Origin of the sequence: Halorubrum tropicale (assembly GCF_001280455.1) — an archaeon.
In the GTDB taxonomy this organism is placed as follows: Archaea; Halobacteriota; Halobacteria; order Halobacteriales; family Haloferacaceae; genus Halorubrum; species Halorubrum tropicale.
In genome coordinates this window covers 370701-387602 of the sequence record NZ_LIST01000002.1, presented here as the reverse complement: position 1 = coordinate 387602, position 16902 = coordinate 370701, and the positions used below count along the sequence as shown (strand labels likewise).

Here is a 16902-nt window from a genome sequence, read left to right as displayed (position 1 = left end):
CCACCTCCTCCGCTTCCCGCGTCGGCAGTCAGTCGCTGCCGGCGATCCGTCTGCCGACGCGGTCCCTGTCCGCGCGGACTTCGTCGGCTATCTCCGCGACCTGCGCCAACACCGGGTAGCGAGGTCCGTCCTCGGCGCCGTAGAGGTAGTCGTGGAACGGGTGGCCGCTCTCCCCGTCGAGCGGCGACTCCGGGGTCAGCGGCGGGTCGTCGAGCGAGCGCTGCCGGTCGGCGGCGAGTTCGTCGCACTCCCGTTCCAAATCCGTCAGTCGGTTCCAGACGTCTATCGCCGCGTCGGCCTCGCCGTCAGACCGGATCCCGTCCAGGTGGCCGACCAGGCACCGGCGGCGTCGATCGATCGCCGACAGCGCCGCCTCGCGGTCGTCGAGCTCGTCGATCTCCGTCCCGATCGCGTCGGCGAGCCGCTCGCGGGCGTCCGCGGCGCGCCGGCTCCGGTCGACGAGCGCCGACTGTGCGCCGCTCGACAGGGCGCCGTCGGTCGCCAGCGCGGTCGCCGCGTCGGGCCCGAGCTCGGCCGCCAGGCTCTCCGCGGGCGTCTCGTCGTACTCGGCCCGGTAGTGCGGCAGCGACATGACCGTGTCGCGGTACGCGGCCATCACCCGCCTGAGGGTGACGCTCCGGCCGCTCGGCCCCCCGCCCGGCGGGTCGCCGCCGTCGCCGTCGATCCGACGGAGGGCGCCGGCCGGCACCCCGGTCGGCGTCGCGTCCGCCGCGACGGAGACGGCGTCGATCCGCGACACGCGGTCGGCGAACGACTCGAACGCGTCCCGCTCGTCGAGGACGCGGCGGCGCTCGCGGCGGCAGGCGGACTCGGCGTCCCGGACGTACGCGAACGCGAGCAGCGTGAGCACCCCGACGAGCGCGACCGCCGTGACGACCCCCGGTTCCGTCGCGATCGCGCCCAGCTCGCACCAGCCGCTCGAACACCCCTCCGTCAGTCCCCGATCGGGGATCTGAAACACCGCCGCCGAACCCGGCTGAACAGTCATTTGGGTCTGTTAACACGGTACACACACAAAGCGTTTTGGTCTCGTCGGCGGCGTTGGCCGGTCAACGGCGGCTTCTGTCCCGGCTCCGGGGTCAGTTCCGGACGCCGTCGTCGGTTATCACGGTGTCGACCATCCCGATCGGCGTGGCGTCGTAGCTCGGGTTCTCGATCTCCACGTCCTCGACGGGCTCGCGCATCACCTCGACGGCGTCGCGGAACTCGTTTTCGAACCGGAACTCCTCGATGGTCTTCGCGCCCGAGCCGACCGCGGTGACGGGCACGCCGAGCTCGCGGGCGGTGACGACCAGCGGGAACGTGCCGACGCGGTTGTAGTAGGTCCCGCCGGTGATGCAGGTGATCCCCAGCAGGACGCGGTCGCAGTCGCGGAGCGCGTACCCCATCGCGCCGTCGACGACCATCCGCGTCTCGACGCGCGACATCCCGGCGAGGACGCGCGCGGTCTTGCGCCCGAGGGTCCGCGGGCGCGCCTCGGTGACGTAGACGGTGAGGTGGGCGCCGTCGCGGGCGGCGTCCTCGATGGCTTCGAGCACGGTCGTCGAGTAGTCGTGGACGAGCAGCGTGTCGCCGTCGTCGAGGTGTTCGGCCGCGTTGGCGGCCGCCTCCCCCTTGGCCGTCTCGATGTCGTCGACCACGCGGGCGATCACGTCCTCCAGCAGCTGTTTCGCGCCCTCGACGCTCGTCGCTTCGCCGACGATCGAGCGCTCGACCTCGCGCATCGCGTTGTGGAGCGCCGCGTGGGAGGGGTTCGAGCGGCGCAAGACGCCCGCGTTGTGTTCGAGGTCGCGCTCGAACTCGTCGACGGTCACGTACTCGCGGTCCAGCAGGTCCGCGAGCGACCGTGTCGCCTTCACGGCCACCGCGGACGTGCTGTGGGTCCGCATCGCCCGGATCTCGGCGACGGTCTCGTCGATCATGCCCCAACGGTCGACCGCGCTCGTAAAAGGGGTTCCGGGGACGCGTCGGCGCGCCGACTATTCGAGCCCGAGACGCTCCACCGCGCGCGGCACGCACCCCGCCTCGGGCTCGACGTACGAGTAGTGGTCCGCGACCAGGTCGGTGACGTCGACGTCGGCGTAGCCGTCCGGCGCGGTCGCCGACTCCGGGAGCCCGCCGTGGCCGACCGCCCGGGTCCGGTCCGACGCGCGGTACACCCAGCCGAGAACGCGGTCGTTCCGGCTGTGGAAGCTGTAGACGGGGGCGTCGAGCGCCGCGATCGCCTCCCCGTACCGCCCGTCGGCCCCGACGCTCTCGTCCGGGACCGCGCCGCCGAACAGCGACGCCGAGGCGAGGACGCCCGTCCGCCCGCGGGCCGCCAGCTCCCGGAGCGTCGCCCCCGTCACGCGGGCCCCGAGCGAGTGGGCGAACAGGTGGACCGGCCGGCCGTCCTCGTCCGCCCACGCCGTCAGCCAGTCCGCGAGCGGCGCGGCGTTGGCGTCGGCGGTCTCCTTCGCCGGCCCCCAGTCGACGTTCGACGCCCACGAGTAGCCGATCACCGGGCGGGTGCCCCCGACCGCGGCGTCGCCCGCTGCCGCCGCGTCGGTCCCCGTCTCCTCGCCCGTCGCCGCGGCGAGCGCGAGTCGAGCGGTGTACGCCTGGTCGCGCGCCGACTCGGCGTCCGCGCCCAGCCCGTGGACGTACAGGACCACGGAGTCGGCGCCGCCGAACGCCCACGACCCCGAGCGCTCGGTCGGGTCGGCGGCGTCGAGGCGCCCGCGCGTCGACACCATCGGCTGCGTCTCCGGCGCGTCGTACCCGCCGAAGTCGCCGTCGAGCGCGTTCGCGACGTAGAGGCCGCCGCCGCCGAGGAGCCCGACGCCGCCCGCGACGCCGTAGAGGAGTCGGCGTCGGGTGATGAGACCGCCCGCGTCGTCGGCGCCGTCTCGTGAGGTGTCGGAGGAGATACCGATCCCTCGCCCCGAACGATCAAATAGCTGACGCGGCGACGGCTGTATATCGGTCGCTCCCCTACGAGGAGTATGAGCTACCCGGTCACGTACTACTGTCCCCACTGCGGGACGCTCGTCGCGCTCGAACGCGAGGGGTACCTCGCGGACAAGTCGGTGACCCCGTACCCGCTGGAGGGATGGACGTACGTCGCGCCGACGGAGCCGTTCGACGCCGAGGCGGGAGACGACGATGCGGACGACGGCGAGGACGCGGACGACGCGGTCGAAGCCGACGGCGTCCGGTTCGTCTGCGGCGAGAGCGACGGCGTCGACTGGGATCCCCACGACGGTGTCCGCGGCACCGATGTCGGCGGCGACGAGCCCTATCGCGAGCCGGACGCGGACGGCGTCGGCTGCGGCGAGGCCTTTTACCTCTCGTTCGTCCGCTTCGAGGAGGGACGGGAAATCGACCCCGCAGCGGAGTCGGAGCCCGTCGCGATCGACCCCGACCCGCGCCCGAGCGGTCCCCGCGGGCCGTCCGGTCCCGGCGAGGCCGGTGGCCCGAGCGACTCCGACGGCGGCTTCTGGTGAGTACACGTCTGAAGCTCTCTTCGACTACTCGCGAACGACTGAGAGCGGATCGCCGGAGAACACCGCTAAAGCCCCAGCCGCTCGGCGATACGTTGCTACCGCCGCGGCAGACACCCCAAAGCCCCAGCCGCGAGGACCCCGTACGCTCGCTGCGCTCCTCACTCGTCGCTTCGCTCTCTCGTTGCGGTGCTTGCGTCGCCTACGGGGTCCTCGCGGCTGCCCCTTTGATTCCCACCCCGCACAGCACCTCACGCCTCCCCAGCCTCGTCAGTCGTCCTCGCTTCGCTTCGGACGACTGACTCCCTCGCGCGTGCTCCTCGCGGCCGCCGAAGGCGGCCACTCAGAGGCACGCGCCACCGCCTGATTCAGCGATGCGGACCATCTCGCAGAGTCACGCGCGGCCCGCGAGCCGAACAGCCAAACGGCTTAAACGGTGAGCGAGTAGGCCGGGACATGGAGAGCATCAACCGGACCGCGATCGAGCTGGTCGACGAGGCGCTCGATTTCGCCGGCGAGCTGGACGTCGTCGGCTACGAGCTTGACAACGGCGCCACGGTCGTCGACTTCGGTGTCGACGCGGCCGGCGGCGTCGAGGCGGGACTGCTCCTCGCGGAGATACAGACCGCCGGGCTGGCGAACCTCCAGACCCGGATGGGCGAGCTCGCGGGCGCGCCCCGCCAGTACGTCGAGCTGTCGACCGACCACCCCGCTGTCGCGCTGCTGTGCTCGCAGAAGGCGGGCTGGGAGATCACGACCGAGGGCGGCTTCGAGGGGCTCGGCTCCGGGCCGGCCCGCGCGCTCGTCGGCCGCGAGACCGAGTTCGAGCGCGTCGGCTACTACGACTCCTCGGAGTTCGCCACGCTGGCGGTCGAGTCGACGGCGCTGCCCGACGAGGCAGTGGCCGAGCAGGTCGCGGAGCTGGCCGAGGTCGACACCGACGGCGTGTTCCTCCCGGCGTTCGCCACCGGCTCGACCGCGGGCTCCGTCACCACGGCGGCCCGCGCCGCCGAGCTCGCCGTCTTCCGCCTGCTGGAGATCGGCTACGAGCCCACGGACGTGCTCCACGCCTCGGGGTCCGCGCCGCTCGCGCCCGCGACCCGCGACGAGACGGAGGCGATGGGGCGCACGAACGACGCGCTCGCGTACGGCGGCGAAGTCCACCTCCAGGTCGCCCGCGACGACGACCGCTTCGACGAAATCGTCTCGACCGCCGGCGAGGAGTACGGGACGCCCTTCGTGGAGGTGTTCGAGGACGCGGACTGGGACTTCTACGACGTGCCCGAGAGCGTCTTCGCCCCGGCGCAGGTCACCGTCGACGTGGTCGACGGCCCCGTCTACACCGTCGGCGAGACCGACGAGGAACTGCTCGCGGAGTCGTTCGGCTACCGCTGAGCGCCCGCGAGGCCGCCGATGCGACTCAAGCCCGTCCCCGACCCCCCGGCCGACCTCGACGCGCTCCGCGAGTACCAGCGCGCGGTCCCGCTCGTGCCGGGCGACACCGACGACTGCTGCGCTCGACTTCGTCGGCGCCGCGACCTCCCCGACCGGCAGACCGCGAACGACTGGCTCGCCTTCCTGCGCGCGCTCGACCTGGTCGAGGAGACCCCGCGCGGCTTCGTCCGCGCCGACGCCGAGCCGACATCCGAGCGCGTCCGCGAGGGGCTCCGCGAGGAGGTCCTCCTCGTCCCGGAGGCGCTCGCCGCGCTGCGCGAGGCCTCGCCGGAGGCCCCCTTGACGCCCGACGACCTCTTCGCGGCCACCCGCGACCGGGTCCCGCGCCACGACAGGGCGCGCAACCCCGACTGGGAGGCCGCGTGGCGCGACCGCGCCGCCCGCCTCCTCGGGTGGCTCGCGCTCGTCGACCTCGCCGCGCCGGTCGGCGGCGACCCGGACGCGACGGAGCGGTCGGAGGGGCCTTTGACAGACGCCGGGTACGTCGCCGGCGACGCGCTCTGAGCCGGTCGGAGGGGCCTCCGACCGCCCCGTCGTCCCCGCAACAAGCCTTTTACTCGCCGCCGGAGAGGGAGTCGCATGGGACGTTTCGACGGGCGCACGGTCCGCTACGAGCCGACGAGCGTCAAGGACCTGCTCGTCGAGATGAAGGACACGGCGGAGCTGCTGATCGACCTGTCGTACTCGGCGGTCCTCCACGGGAGCCCGACGGTCGCGCACGAGGTCGTCGAGCTGGAACACCGGATGGACGTGCTCCAGCTGCGCGCCCGGATGAGCCTGATGCTCGCGGCGCGGAACCCGACCGAGGCGGAGACGCTCGCGCCGGTCCTCGGCGTCATCGCCGCCGCCGACAAGGTGGCCGACGCCGCGGGCGACATCGCAAAGATCGTCACCGAGGAGATCGGGCTCCCCGACGCGATGCGCGGCGCGCTCTCGGCGGGCGTCGAGACGCTCGTCCGCGCGACCGCGACGGCCGACTCGGCGTACGCCGGCCGGACGCTCGACGACATCGACCTCGAGTCGGAGACCGGCGTCCGCGTCATCGCGGTCCGGCGCGACGAGGACTGGATCCTCAACCCCGGGCCGACCACCCGGCTTGAGGCGGGCGACGTGACGCTCCTGCGCGGCCCCGAGGCCGGCGTCGCGGACGTGGTCCCCGAGCTGAGCGGCGAGCCGTTCGAGCCGCGGCCCGCGGCCGAGCCCGGGATCGACGACCTCGAACGCGCGGTCGACTCGATCGTGTTGATGAAGAACCTCTCGGAGCTCGCGGTCGACCTCGCGTACGGCTCCGTCCTCTTCGACAACGAGGAGCTGGCGGAGGAGGTGAGCAACCTCGAGGTGGAGGTCGACGCGCTCCAGTCGCGCTTCGAGGCGTGGACGCTCCGCGCCGCGGCCGAGGCCGACGACCCGGTGTCGCTGCGCGGGCTCATCCACCTCGGCGTCGCGACCGAGGAGATATCCGACGCCGCGCTGGCGATCACCGAGGGGGTCCGCCGCGACCTCGACGTCCACCCGGTCGTGGAGATGGCCGTCCAGGAGTCCGACGAGATCATCACCCGGACCGAGGTCGGCGCGGGGAGCGACCTCGACGGGACCGCGGTCGTCGACGGCGTGCCCGCGACGGACATCTCGACGAGCGTCCTCGCGATCCGCCGCCCGGACGACGGCTGGCTGATCGGTCCCGACATCGACACCACCCTCCGGGGCGGCGACGTGATCATCTCGAAGGGGACCCGGACCTCGGCGGAGGAGTTCCATGCCCTCGCGGCGTGAGGGCGGGGAGCGAGCGGAGGCGACGCCCTCGGACCCGGCCGCCCTCGCGCGCGCCTACTACGACGCGCTCGACGCGGGCGAGTACGACCGGCTCGCGTCGCTGCTCGACCCGGATTTCGTCCAGCGGCGCCCCGACCGCACCTTCGAGGGGCGCGAGCGCTTCGTCGCGTTCATGCGCGACGAGCGGCCGAACACCGACACGACCCACGCTGTCGACGGCGTGTACCCGTCCGGCCCCGGCGTGGCCGTCCGCGGCCGACTGCTCGACGCCGACGGCGAGGCCCTGTTCGCGTTCGTCGACGTGTTCGACGCGGCGGACGGACGGCTGACCGCGCTGGAGACGTACGCGGCGGCGGACGACTGAGGCCCTCTCTTTACCAGGCCGCGCGCAACACGCCGAGGATCCCCGTCGCGGTCGCGTCGAGGTCGGCCGGCGCGCGCTCCATCGGCGGGTCCTCGGCGACGAACTCCGCGATCGCCGGGAGGTCCGCCTCGTCCGTCTCGGGGAGGTCTCGGAGCCGGCTCGGCACGTCGAGCGCACCGCGGACGTCGTCGACCGCCTCGACCACGTCCTCGGCGATCGCGCCGTCGTCGCGCCCGTCGGTCGGGACCCCCAGCCCGGCCGCGAGCGCCCGGCGGCTCGCGTCGACCTCGTCGAAGAGGTACGCCAGCGCGTGCGGCGCGACGACGGCGTGGATCGCGCCCTGCTGGACGTCGTAGCGCCGGGCGAACCCGTGCCCGAACGCGTGGATCACGCTGATCTTGCGGTCCAGTTGGACGAGCAGCGACCCCACCACCGCGCGGTCCGTCGCGTCCTCGCCGCCCGGTCGGTCGCCGGCCACGCGGGGCAGCGCGTCGGAGAGGAGCCGGAGCCCGTGGACCGCGGCCGCGTCGCTCACCGGGTCGGCGTCGCGGGCGTACGGCGTCTCGATCCCCTTGTCGAAGCCGTTCATCGCCGACCCGGCCAGCACCGAGGTCGGCGTCGTCTCGAACAGCGCCGGGTCGGCCACGTCCGCGATCGGCCACGCGCCGCTCCCGCTGACGGTCACCGGCTGGCCGGTCGGCGACTCGTCGGCGGAGAAGACCTCCAGGGACCCGCCCGTGGAGACGTCCGCGCCCGCGAACGTCGTCGGCACCACGACGAAGGGCACCGCCGGACCGCTCTCGGGCGCGAGGTCGCCGAGCGCGTCCGCCCCCGCCTCCGCGTCGGCGCGGAGGTCGTCGAGGTCGCGGCCGTCGGCTGCGAGCAGCGTCGCCTGTCGCGCGATATCAAGGCTCGCGCCGCCGCCGACCGCGACGAGGACGTCGGCCCCGACCTCGGCCCGGGCGTCCAGCAGGTCGTAGGCGGTCTCGACCCGCTTGTCGGGGGTCGTCCCGTCGAAGACGCCGGCGAGCCGGTCGCCGAGCCCGCCCCGTATCGGGTCCATCAGCGCGTCGTTCGCGCCCGTGTTCGAACCGCAGACGACCAGGGCGTCGTCGAGGCCGCGCTCGGCGAGCCAGCCCCCGAGGTCGGCGATTCGCCCCCGTCCGTACCGGATCTCGCAGCCGCGGTGAACGTGTTCGAAGGAGTCCGCGATCGGTAGCATTCGGCGATCGGTACGCGGGGGCACGGCTTGTAGCTGTGGGAACGTTACACACGCGACGACCGCGTCTCGTGGGTCCGTCGGCGGTGCCGATCGCGTCTCGTGGGTCCGTCGGCGGTGCCGATCGCGTCTCGTGGGTCCGACGGCGGTCGCCGCTCACGCCCGCGCGCGTGCGCCGGCTTTATAACCCGACAGCGATTAGCGGTAGTAAGTTCCTATGTCAGAGCAGAGTGAATACGGAGCCGGCCAAATCCAGGTCCTCGAGGGCCTACAGGCCGTCCGTAAGCGACCGGCGATGTACATCGGGTCGACGGACGGTCGAGGGCTCCACCACCTCGTCTACGAGGTAGTCGACAACTCCATCGACGAGGCGCTCGCGGGGTACTGCGAGGAGATCGAGGTGCGGATCCACGAGGACGGCTCCGTCTCCGTCAGCGACGACGGGCGCGGGATCCCGGTCGACACCCACGAGGAGTACGACCGGCCCGCGCTGGAGGTCATCCTGACCGTCCTCCACGCCGGCGGGAAGTTCGACTCCAAGTCGTACCAGGTCTCGGGGGGGCTCCACGGCGTCGGCGTCAGCGTCGTCAACGCGCTCTCCGAGCGCTTGGAGGTCGAGGTCAAGCGCGACGGCGGCGTCTTCCGCCACCGGTTCGCCGGGGGAGAGCCCGCGGAGGACGGGTTCGAGCGCGTCCGCGACATGGACGGCGACGAGTCGACCGGGACGGAGATCCGATTCTGGCCCGACGCGGAGATATTCGAGACGACGGAGTTCCAGACGTCGACGCTCGCGAACCGGCTCCGCGAGCTCGCCTTCCTCAACTCCGGCGTCGAGATCCGTCTCGTCGACGACCGCGACGACACCGCGGAGACGTTCAAGTACGACGGCGGGATCCGCGAGTTCGTCGCGTACCTCAACGAGACGCGCTCGCCGATCCACGAGGAGGTCATCTACTTCGAGGACGAGACCGACGGCGTCCAGGTCGAGGTCGCGATGCAGGCGACCGAGGAGCTCCAGGGCTCCGTCCACGCGTTCGCGAACAACATCAACACCCGCGAGGGCGGCACCCACCTCACCGGCTTCAAGACCGCGCTCACGCGGACGGTCAACGACTACGCCAACGAGCACGGGCTCGTCGACGACCTCGACGCGAACCTCAAAGGGGAGGACGTGCGCGAGGGCCTCACCGCGGTCGTCTCGGTGAAACACCCCGACCCGCAGTTCGAGGGGCAGACGAAGACGAAGCTCGGCAACAGCGAGGTGCGCGGCGTCGTCGAGTCCGCGACCCACGAGAAGCTCGGCACCTTCTTCGAGGAGAACCCCGACACGGCGGAGAAGGTCGTCCACAAGGCCGCCGAGGCCGCGCGCGCCCGGAAGGCCGCGAAGAAGGCCGAGGAGCTCACCCGCCGGAAGTCGGCGCTCGAATCCACCGCGCTGCCCGGGAAGCTCGCCGACTGTCAGACCCGCGACCCGGGGGAGGCGGAGCTGTTCGTGGTCGAGGGCGACTCCGCGGGCGGCTCCGCGAAGCAGGGCCGCAACCGCGAGAACCAGGCGATCCTCCCGCTGAAGGGGAAGATACTCAACGTCGAGAAACACCGCCTCGACCGGATCTTAGAGAACGACGAGATCCGCGCGCTGATCACCGCGATCGGCGCGGGCATCGGCGAGGAGTTCGACATCGACGACGTCCGGTACAACAAGATCATCCTGATGACGGACGCCGACGTCGACGGCGCCCACATCCGGACGCTGCTTCTCACGTTGCTGTACCGCCACATGAAGCCCCTCCTGGAGGCCGGCTACGTGTACGCGGCCCAGCCCCCGCTGTACCGCGTCCGTTACCGCGGGAACACGTACGACGCGATGACCGAGGCGGAGCGCGACCGGATCATCGAGGAGAAGTGCGACGGCAACCCGACGCAGGTCCAGCGGTTCAAGGGGCTCGGCGAGATGAACCCCGACCAGCTGTGGGATACCACTATGGACCCGGAAAACCGGCGTCTCAAGCGCATTAACGTCGACGACGCGGCCGCCGCGGACCGCATGTTCAACGTGCTGATGGGCGACGCGGTCGAGCCGCGGAAGCAGTTCATCAAGGAGCACGCGACCGAAGCGGAGTGGGTGGACATATGAGCTCGGAAAGTCCCGACGCCGACCCCGGCGACGTGCGCGCCGCGCAGGTGACGAACGCGCGCATCGAAGACGAGATGGAGCAGTCGTACATCGACTACGCGATGTCCGTCATCGCGGGGCGGGCGCTCCCCGACGTACGCGACGGGCTCAAGCCAGTCCACCGCCGGATCCTCTTCGCGATGAACGAGGCGGGCGTGACGAGCAACTCCGCGCACCGCAAGTCCTCCTCCGTCGTGGGCGAGACGATGGGTGACTACCACCCGCACGGCGACAGCGCCATCTACGACACGCTCGCGCGGATGGCCCAGGACTTCTCGATGCGCTACCCCCTCGTCGACGGCCAGGGGAACTTCGGCTCGGTCGACGGCGACCCGCCGGCCGCGATGCGGTACACGGAGGCCCGGATGGCCCCCATCGCCGAGGAGCTCATGGCGGACATCGAGCGCGACACCGTCGACTTCCAGGCGAACTACGACGACCGCCTGGAGGAGCCCGAAGTGCTCCCGGCCGCGTTCCCGAACCTGCTCGTCAACGGCTCGTCGGGCATCGCCGTCGGGATGTCGACGAACATCCCGCCGCACAACCTCGGCGAGGTGGTCGACGCCACCGTCGAGCTGATCGAGACGCCCGACGCGAGCGTCGAGGACCTGATGGAGCACGTCAAGGGGCCGGACTTCCCGACCGGCGCGAACATCGTCGGGCGGAACGCGGTCCACAAGGCCTACAAGACCGGTCGCGGCCGGATCCGCGTCCGCGCGGAGTTCGAGGTCGACGAGGAGGAGGGCCGGATCGTCATCAGCGAGCTCCCCTTCCAGCAGAACAAGTCCAGGCTGGTCGAGCGCATCGCCGAGGACGTAAACGAGGGCGCCATCGAGGGGATCCGCGACCTCCGCGACGAGTCCGACCGCGACGGGATCCGGATCGTCGTCGAGCTGAAGCGCGACGCGATGGCGGACGTGGTGAAAAACCAGCTGTTAGAGAGCCACCTCGAACGCACGTTCGGCGTCATCAACCTCGCCTTGGTCGACGGCTCGCCGCAGGTGCTCGACCTCAAGCAGACGCTCGAACACTACGTCGACCACCGGCGCGAGGTCGTGCGCCGCCGCTCCGAGCACGAGCTCGCCGAGCGCGAGGACCGCGCGCACATCCTCGAAGGGCGCCTGAAGGCGCTCGACAACGTCGACAGCGTCGTCGAGACGATCCAGGACTCCGACGACCGCGACGCCGCGAAGACCGCGCTGGAGTCCGCGTTCGACTTCACCGAGGCGCAGGCGGCCCACATCGTCCGGATGCAGCTCGGATCGCTCACGTCGATGGAGACGGCGGAGATCGAGGAAGAGTACGAGGAGGTCAAGGCCCGGATCGAGCGGCTGGAGACCATCCTCTCGGACCCCGACGAGCTCGACCAAGTGATCGTCGACGAGCTGCAGGCGATCAAGGCCGAGTACGACGACGAGCGCCGCACGAGCTTCATCGAGGACGCGGGCGACGTGACTCACGAGGACCTGATCCCGGAAGAGGAGCAGGTCGTCGTGATGAGCGAGGACGACTACATCAAGCGGATGCCGCTGGACGAGTTCCGCGCGCAGAACCGCGGCGGCAAGGGGATCATCGGCACCGGGCTCAAGGAGGGCGACCGCGTCTCCTCGGTGTTCGCGGCCAACTCCCACGACTACCTGCTCGTCTTCACGAACCACGGCCAGATCTACGAGCTGAAGACCTACGAGATCCCGGAGATGTCCCGCACTGCCCGCGGGAAGTCCGCGGTCAACCTCCTCGACCTCGACGACGGCGAGGAGATCGAGTCGGTGGTCAACACGGAAGACTTGGACGACGACGAGTTCCTCACGATGGTCACCCGCGACGGATACATCAAGCGGACCGCCGTCGAGGAGTTCGGTAACATCCGGTCGACCGGGATCCGGGCGATCCGGCTGGAGGACGGCGACGAGCTGGTCGACGTCGAGGTGACCGACGGGGAGCGCGACATCGTCATCGGGAGCCGCGACGGGATGGCGATCCGCTTCGACGAGTCGGACGCCCGCGCGATGGGCCGCACGGCCCGCGGCGTGATCGCCATCGACCTCCGCGAGGGCGACGCCGTCGCGGGCGTCGCCGCCATCGACGACGGCTACCACAACTGGGTACTCACCGTCACGGAGAACGGCTACGGGAAGCGCTCCGACCTCGACGAGTACCGCCCGCAGTCGCGGAACGGGAAGGGGCTCGTCGACATCAAGACCGGCGACCGCAACGGCGAGGTCGTCGCCATCGAGGCGGTCACCCACGGCGACCACCTGATCGCGATGAGCGCCGCCGGACAGATCATGCGGACCCGCGTCGAGGAGATATCGACGGTGAGCCGCAACACGAAGGGGGTCATCGTGATGAACCTCGACCCCGACGACGAGGTCGCCTCCGTCGACATCGTCCCCGAGTCGGTCCACGCGGCCGCGGACGACGAGGGTGACGACGACGCCGAGACCGACGACGAATAGGGGACCGGACGCCGACTTTCTCTTCGCGGGCTCACACCGCCGCGGTGTGCGGTGTTGAACTCCCGCCCCGACGACCGGTCGCCATGGAACGACGGAGCTCCCTCGCGGCGGGCCTCGGTGCGCCGGCCGGCGCGGCGGCCGGCTGTCTCGGTGACCCCGAGCCGAGCCGACTCGACCTTGCGGTCCGCAACGACGGCGACGCTCCCGTCGACGTGGACGTGGTCCGTACGGGCGAGTGTGCCGAGCCACCGTAGTCTTTCAGGAAAGTTACTTACTGTCGCCGCGAAAATCACCGGGCGAGATGGACGAGTACGAGGGGATAGACGAGGTCGTACACGAACCGAGCGAGGCGTTCGCCGAGTCGACGAACGTCGCCGCGTTCATGCGGGAGTACGGGATCGACGACTACGAGGCGCTCATCGAACGCACTACCTCCGAGGTCGCGGGCGAGCCCGAGTCGGGCGTCGACTGGTTCTGGGACGAGATCGTCGACTACCTCGACATCGACTTCTACGCCGACTACGACGCCGTCCGGGACGACGCCGAGGGCCCGCAGTTCTCCGACTGGTACCCCGGCGGGGAGATCAACGTCGCGCACAACGTCGTCGACCGCCACGCCGCGGTCGACGCTCCGAACCGCAACCGCGTCGCGCTGATCTGGGAGGGCGAGCCGGGCGACGTCCGCGAGGTCACGTTCCACGAGCTCCGCAGGCAGAGCGACCGCGTCGCGAACTACCTGACCGAGGCCGGGATCGAGACCGGCGACACGGTCGGCCTCTACATGCCCATGGTGCCCGAGGTCGTCTCGATCCTCTACGGTTGCCTGAAGGTCGGCGCGATCGCCGTCCCGATCTTCTCCGGCTTCGGACGCGAGGCGACCGCGACGCGGATCGACGACGCCGAGCCCGCGGTGCTGTTCACCGGCGACGGGTTCTACCGACGGGGCGACGAGGTCCGGCTGAAGGCGACCGCGGACGACGCGATCGCCGACGCCGGGCAGGTCGAGGAGGTGGTCGTGTACGACAGGCTGGGCGCGACGCCCGCGAGCGACGATACGGGCGCCGACCCCGTCCCGTGGAACGACGACCGCGACCGGACGTGGGACGAGGCGGTCGGCTCGCAGCCCGCGACGTACGAGACGAAGCGCCTCCCGAGCGACCAGGAGTCTATGCTGTTGTACTCCTCGGGGACGACCGGTGAGCCGAAGGGGATCGTCCACACCCACGCCGGCGTCCTCACGCAGTGCGCCAAGGAGATCCACTTCGGTTTCGACCAGAAGCCCGCGGACCGGTTCTTCTGGGTCTCGGACATCGGCTGGATGATGGGCCCGTGGACGCTGATCGGCAACCACGCGTTCGGCGGGACGGTGGTGATGTACGAGGGCGCGCCGGACCACCCCGAGCCGGACCGCTTTTGGGAGCTGATCGACCGACACTCGATCACGCAGTTCGGCATCTCTCCGACCGCGATCCGGGCGCTCCGGAAGCACGGGGACGAGTGGGTTGAGGGACACGACCTCTCCTCGCTCCGAATCTTGGGCTCCACCGGCGAGCCGTGGGACCCCGAGTCGTGGCGCTGGTTCCACGACGCGGTCGGCGGCGGCGAGTGCCCGATAATCAACATCTCCGGCGGCACGGAGATCTGCGGCTGCTTCCTCATGCCGATGCCGAACCAGCCGCTGAAGCCCTGTACGCTCGGCGGGCCGGGGCTCGGGATGGACATCGACATCGTCGACGAGACCGGCGAGTCGGTGAAGGAGTCCGGCGAGCGCGGCTACCTCGTCGCGCGCGACTCCTGCCCCTCGATGACGAAGTCGCTGTGGTCGGGCGACGAGCGCTACCTCGACGAGTACTGGTCGACGTGGCCCGACCTGTGGGACCACGGCGACTTCGCACAGAGGGACGACGACGGCTTCTGGTTCCTCCACGGGCGCGCCGACGACGCCCTGAACGTCGCGGGCCGGAAGGTGGGACCGGCGGAGATCGAGGGCGTCCTCATCGACCACGACGCCGTCAATCAGGCGGCGGCGGTCGGCGCCCCCGACGACACTACCGGCACCGCGGTCGTCGCGTACGTCGTGCTCGAACCGGGCGTCGACCCGAGCGACGACCTCCGCGAGGAGCTCCGCGCGCTGGTGGGCGACGAGCACGGTAAGCCGTTCCGGCCGCGCGAGCTGCTGTTCGTCGACGCCTTCCCGAAGACGCAGTCGGGGAAGATCATCCGTCGCGCGATCGAGTCGGTGTACGTCGGCGAGGACCCGGGAGACCTCTCCTCGATGGAGAACCCCGAGGCGCTCGACTCGCTCCGCGATCCGGCCTGAGCGAGGCCACCGCAGACCCGGGCGTCGCGCCCGTCAGGCGCTCGCCTCCGCCACCGCCGCGGCCAGCTCCTCGTAGTCCGGCTCCTGTCCGGCGTTGTCCGCGAGCCAGCGGTAGGTCACGGTCCCGACCTCGTCGATCACGAAGACGGCGCGCTGCGCGACCGTCTCGACGCCGTAGTGCTCGAACGCCTCGATCACGTCGTACGCCTCGATCGCGCGGTGGTCGGGGTCGCCGACCAGGGCGAACGGGAGGTCGTACTGCGCGCGGTACGCGCCGAGCGCGTGCGGGAGGTCGGTGCTCACGCCGAACAGCGTACAGTCGTCGCGGTCGAACCCGTCGCGGAGCGCCTCCATCTCGTCGGTACAGGTGTTCGAGAAGGCCGCCGGAAAGAAGGCGAGGACGACCGGCTCGTCGCCGAGGTGGTCGGAGAGTTCGAACGGTGCGATGTCGCCGTCCACGAGCGATCCGGTGAAGTCTGGGGCGTCGTCGCCGACGTCTGGCATACCGGGTCGTCGTCGGCCGGGCGTATCACGGTTTCGACGGCGGATCCCGGACCGGAATCCCGGACTCCCCGCCCGCCTTCAGCCGGCAGCCTGGGCAACGCGTTCCGCGGTCGGGGACGGAATCAAGTGCGCTGCCGACGAAGTGCCGGCGATGTCTCGCCCTCCACGCGGCCCCTCCCGCCGACAAGTGGCGCTGATGACCGCGACCGCCTCGCTGACTGGGTTCTCCGGCTGTCTCACGGACGATTCGTCGGACGACACTCGCTCGCGGACGGTGCTGCGGCTCGGCGAGGCCTCGCCGGTCGGCGTCTCGAACGAGTTCAGCACCCCGGTCGACTTCGTCGGACACGCTGGACGGGCGGCCGTCCGAACCGCGATCGACGGCGGGGAAGCCGCCGTCGACGGGTACTACGGCCCCGACGTCTCGGCGCCGTACGTCGTCGCCGACGGCCCCGAGTACTACCGGATCGAGACCGAGACGGTCGATTCCGTCGCGGCACCGGGCTACGGGTACACGGTGGCGGTCGACGCAGTCGACTCCTTCTTCTTCGGTCCCCCGTCGAGCGTCCCCTTCGCGGACCTCCCGGACCACGATTGGGACACCGTCCTCGACGCGCTCGGGGACGCGTCGCTCGTCCACGCGCCACACTACCCGCCGTTCGAGGTCACCTTCGCGTACGCGTCCGCCGAGCGGCGGGAGCGCTCCCGATTCGTCCCCGAGAACGACGGCCAGCGGGTCGCGTGGGACGGCGAACTCCTCCGGTTCTCGTTCGCGGAGGAGCGGTCGGTCGAGGTACGGACCGTCGCCGTCCGCGCCGACCGCGTCGCCTCGTCGCAGCGTGACTTCCGCGAGGCCGTCGGCGAGGAGCGCGGCCGCTCGCTCGCCGACCCGACCGGGGACCAGCGCGCGGTCCTCGACGCGGCGATCGACTCCGAGTACGCGGAGGCTCCGCCGCTCTCCGACCCGTTCGCGGCCGTCGTCGACGCCGTCTCGACGGACGACGGCGTCGCCCCGCTCGTCCGCTACGACGGCGACTGGTACTTCGCGCGGCTCGCACGCCCCGACTGACCCGGTCGGGCCGTGCGCGAAGGGCCGACCGTCGGCCGATCGGCGCCCGAGCGACGACGCCGT

The 16902-nt window shown here is 71.2% G+C and carries 15 protein-coding genes; 10 read left to right on the top strand and 5 right to left on the bottom strand.

The annotated features are described in order from the left end of the window. Positions 1-28 precede the first annotated feature (28 nt). From AMR74_RS07030 to AMR74_RS07020, 3 genes are all read right to left on the bottom strand, one after another. The gene (locus tag AMR74_RS07030) at positions 29-1009 is read right to left on the bottom strand and encodes a DUF7260 family protein (protein WP_053771347.1); all 981 of its coding nucleotides are present in this window, start codon (positions 1007-1009) and stop codon (positions 29-31) included. 91 nt (positions 1010-1100) lie between these two features. Beyond that, positions 1101-1943 (bottom strand): translation initiation factor eIF-2B, encoded by an 843-nt coding sequence (locus AMR74_RS07025; RefSeq protein WP_053771346.1) that lies wholly within the window; start codon positions 1941-1943, stop codon positions 1101-1103. A 57-nt stretch (positions 1944-2000) separates the two neighbouring features. After that, positions 2001-2756: a DUF726 domain-containing protein gene (locus AMR74_RS07020; protein ID WP_053771345.1), complete on the bottom strand. Its 756-nt coding sequence runs from the start codon at positions 2754-2756 to the stop codon at positions 2001-2003. Positions 2757-3005: 249 nt separating this feature from the next. On the opposite strand from AMR74_RS07020, the gene AMR74_RS07015 reads away from it, so the two are divergent. The 5 genes from AMR74_RS07015 (at position 3006) to AMR74_RS06995 (ending at position 7095) form a co-directional block, all read left to right on the top strand. Beyond that, positions 3006-3506 (top strand): hypothetical protein, encoded by a 501-nt coding sequence (locus AMR74_RS07015; RefSeq protein WP_053771344.1) that lies wholly within the window; start codon positions 3006-3008, stop codon positions 3504-3506. A gap of 453 nt (positions 3507-3959) precedes the next feature. Further along, positions 3960-4898, top strand: a complete 939-nt coding sequence (gene mch, locus AMR74_RS07010) for a methenyltetrahydromethanopterin cyclohydrolase (protein ID WP_053771343.1) — start codon at positions 3960-3962, stop codon at positions 4896-4898. 18 nt (positions 4899-4916) lie between these two features. Beyond that, the gene (locus tag AMR74_RS07005; protein WP_053771342.1) at positions 4917-5462 is read left to right on the top strand and encodes a hypothetical protein; all 546 of its coding nucleotides are present in this window, start codon (positions 4917-4919) and stop codon (positions 5460-5462) included. Between the two features lie 75 nt (positions 5463-5537). Continuing rightward, positions 5538-6731, top strand: a complete 1194-nt coding sequence (locus AMR74_RS07000; RefSeq protein WP_053771341.1) for a potassium channel family protein — start codon at positions 5538-5540, stop codon at positions 6729-6731. After that, complete coding sequence (locus tag AMR74_RS06995; protein WP_053771340.1) at positions 6715-7095, top strand: nuclear transport factor 2 family protein; 381 nt, start codon at positions 6715-6717, stop codon at positions 7093-7095. Before AMR74_RS07000 ends, AMR74_RS06995 begins: the two co-directional genes overlap by 17 nt. Positions 7096-7105: 10 nt before the next feature. On the opposite strand, the gene AMR74_RS06990 is transcribed toward AMR74_RS06995, so the two are convergent. Then, a complete protein-coding gene (locus AMR74_RS06990) occupies positions 7106-8317 on the bottom strand; it encodes an iron-containing alcohol dehydrogenase family protein (protein ID WP_053771339.1) in 1212 nt (403 codons plus the stop codon). Between the two features lie 214 nt (positions 8318-8531). Between AMR74_RS06990 and gyrB the strand changes: the two genes are divergently transcribed. The 4 genes from gyrB to AMR74_RS06975 all read left to right on the top strand — a co-directional run bounded on the left by gyrB (position 8532) and on the right by AMR74_RS06975 (position 15266). Beyond that, positions 8532-10448 (top strand): DNA topoisomerase (ATP-hydrolyzing) subunit B, encoded by a 1917-nt coding sequence (gene gyrB / locus AMR74_RS06985; RefSeq protein ID WP_053771338.1) that lies wholly within the window; start codon positions 8532-8534, stop codon positions 10446-10448. Beyond that, positions 10445-12946 carry a DNA gyrase subunit A gene (gene gyrA, locus AMR74_RS06980; RefSeq protein ID WP_053771337.1) on the top strand — a complete coding sequence of 834 codons (2502 nt, stop codon included), beginning with the start codon at positions 10445-10447 and terminating at the stop codon, positions 12944-12946. The genes gyrB and gyrA overlap by 4 nt, the downstream gene beginning before the upstream one ends. An 83-nt stretch (positions 12947-13029) precedes the next feature. Next, the gene (locus AMR74_RS19055) at positions 13030-13200 is read left to right on the top strand and encodes a hypothetical protein (RefSeq protein WP_158295112.1); all 171 of its coding nucleotides are present in this window, start codon (positions 13030-13032) and stop codon (positions 13198-13200) included. Between the two features lie 47 nt (positions 13201-13247). Continuing rightward, complete coding sequence (locus AMR74_RS06975; RefSeq protein WP_053771336.1) at positions 13248-15266, top strand: AMP-binding protein; 2019 nt, start codon at positions 13248-13250, stop codon at positions 15264-15266. Positions 15267-15299: 33 nt separating this feature from the next. Here AMR74_RS06975 and AMR74_RS06970 read toward each other — a convergent pair whose 3' ends face one another. Beyond that, the gene (locus AMR74_RS06970; protein WP_053771335.1) at positions 15300-15770 is read right to left on the bottom strand and encodes a redoxin domain-containing protein; all 471 of its coding nucleotides are present in this window, start codon (positions 15768-15770) and stop codon (positions 15300-15302) included. A 196-nt stretch (positions 15771-15966) separates the two neighbouring features. Here AMR74_RS06970 and AMR74_RS06965 point away from each other — a divergent pair, with 196 nt between their 5' ends. Continuing rightward, positions 15967-16839: a hypothetical protein gene (locus AMR74_RS06965; protein ID WP_240471133.1), complete on the top strand. Its 873-nt coding sequence runs from the start codon at positions 15967-15969 to the stop codon at positions 16837-16839. The last annotated feature ends 63 nt before the right edge of the window (positions 16840-16902 follow it).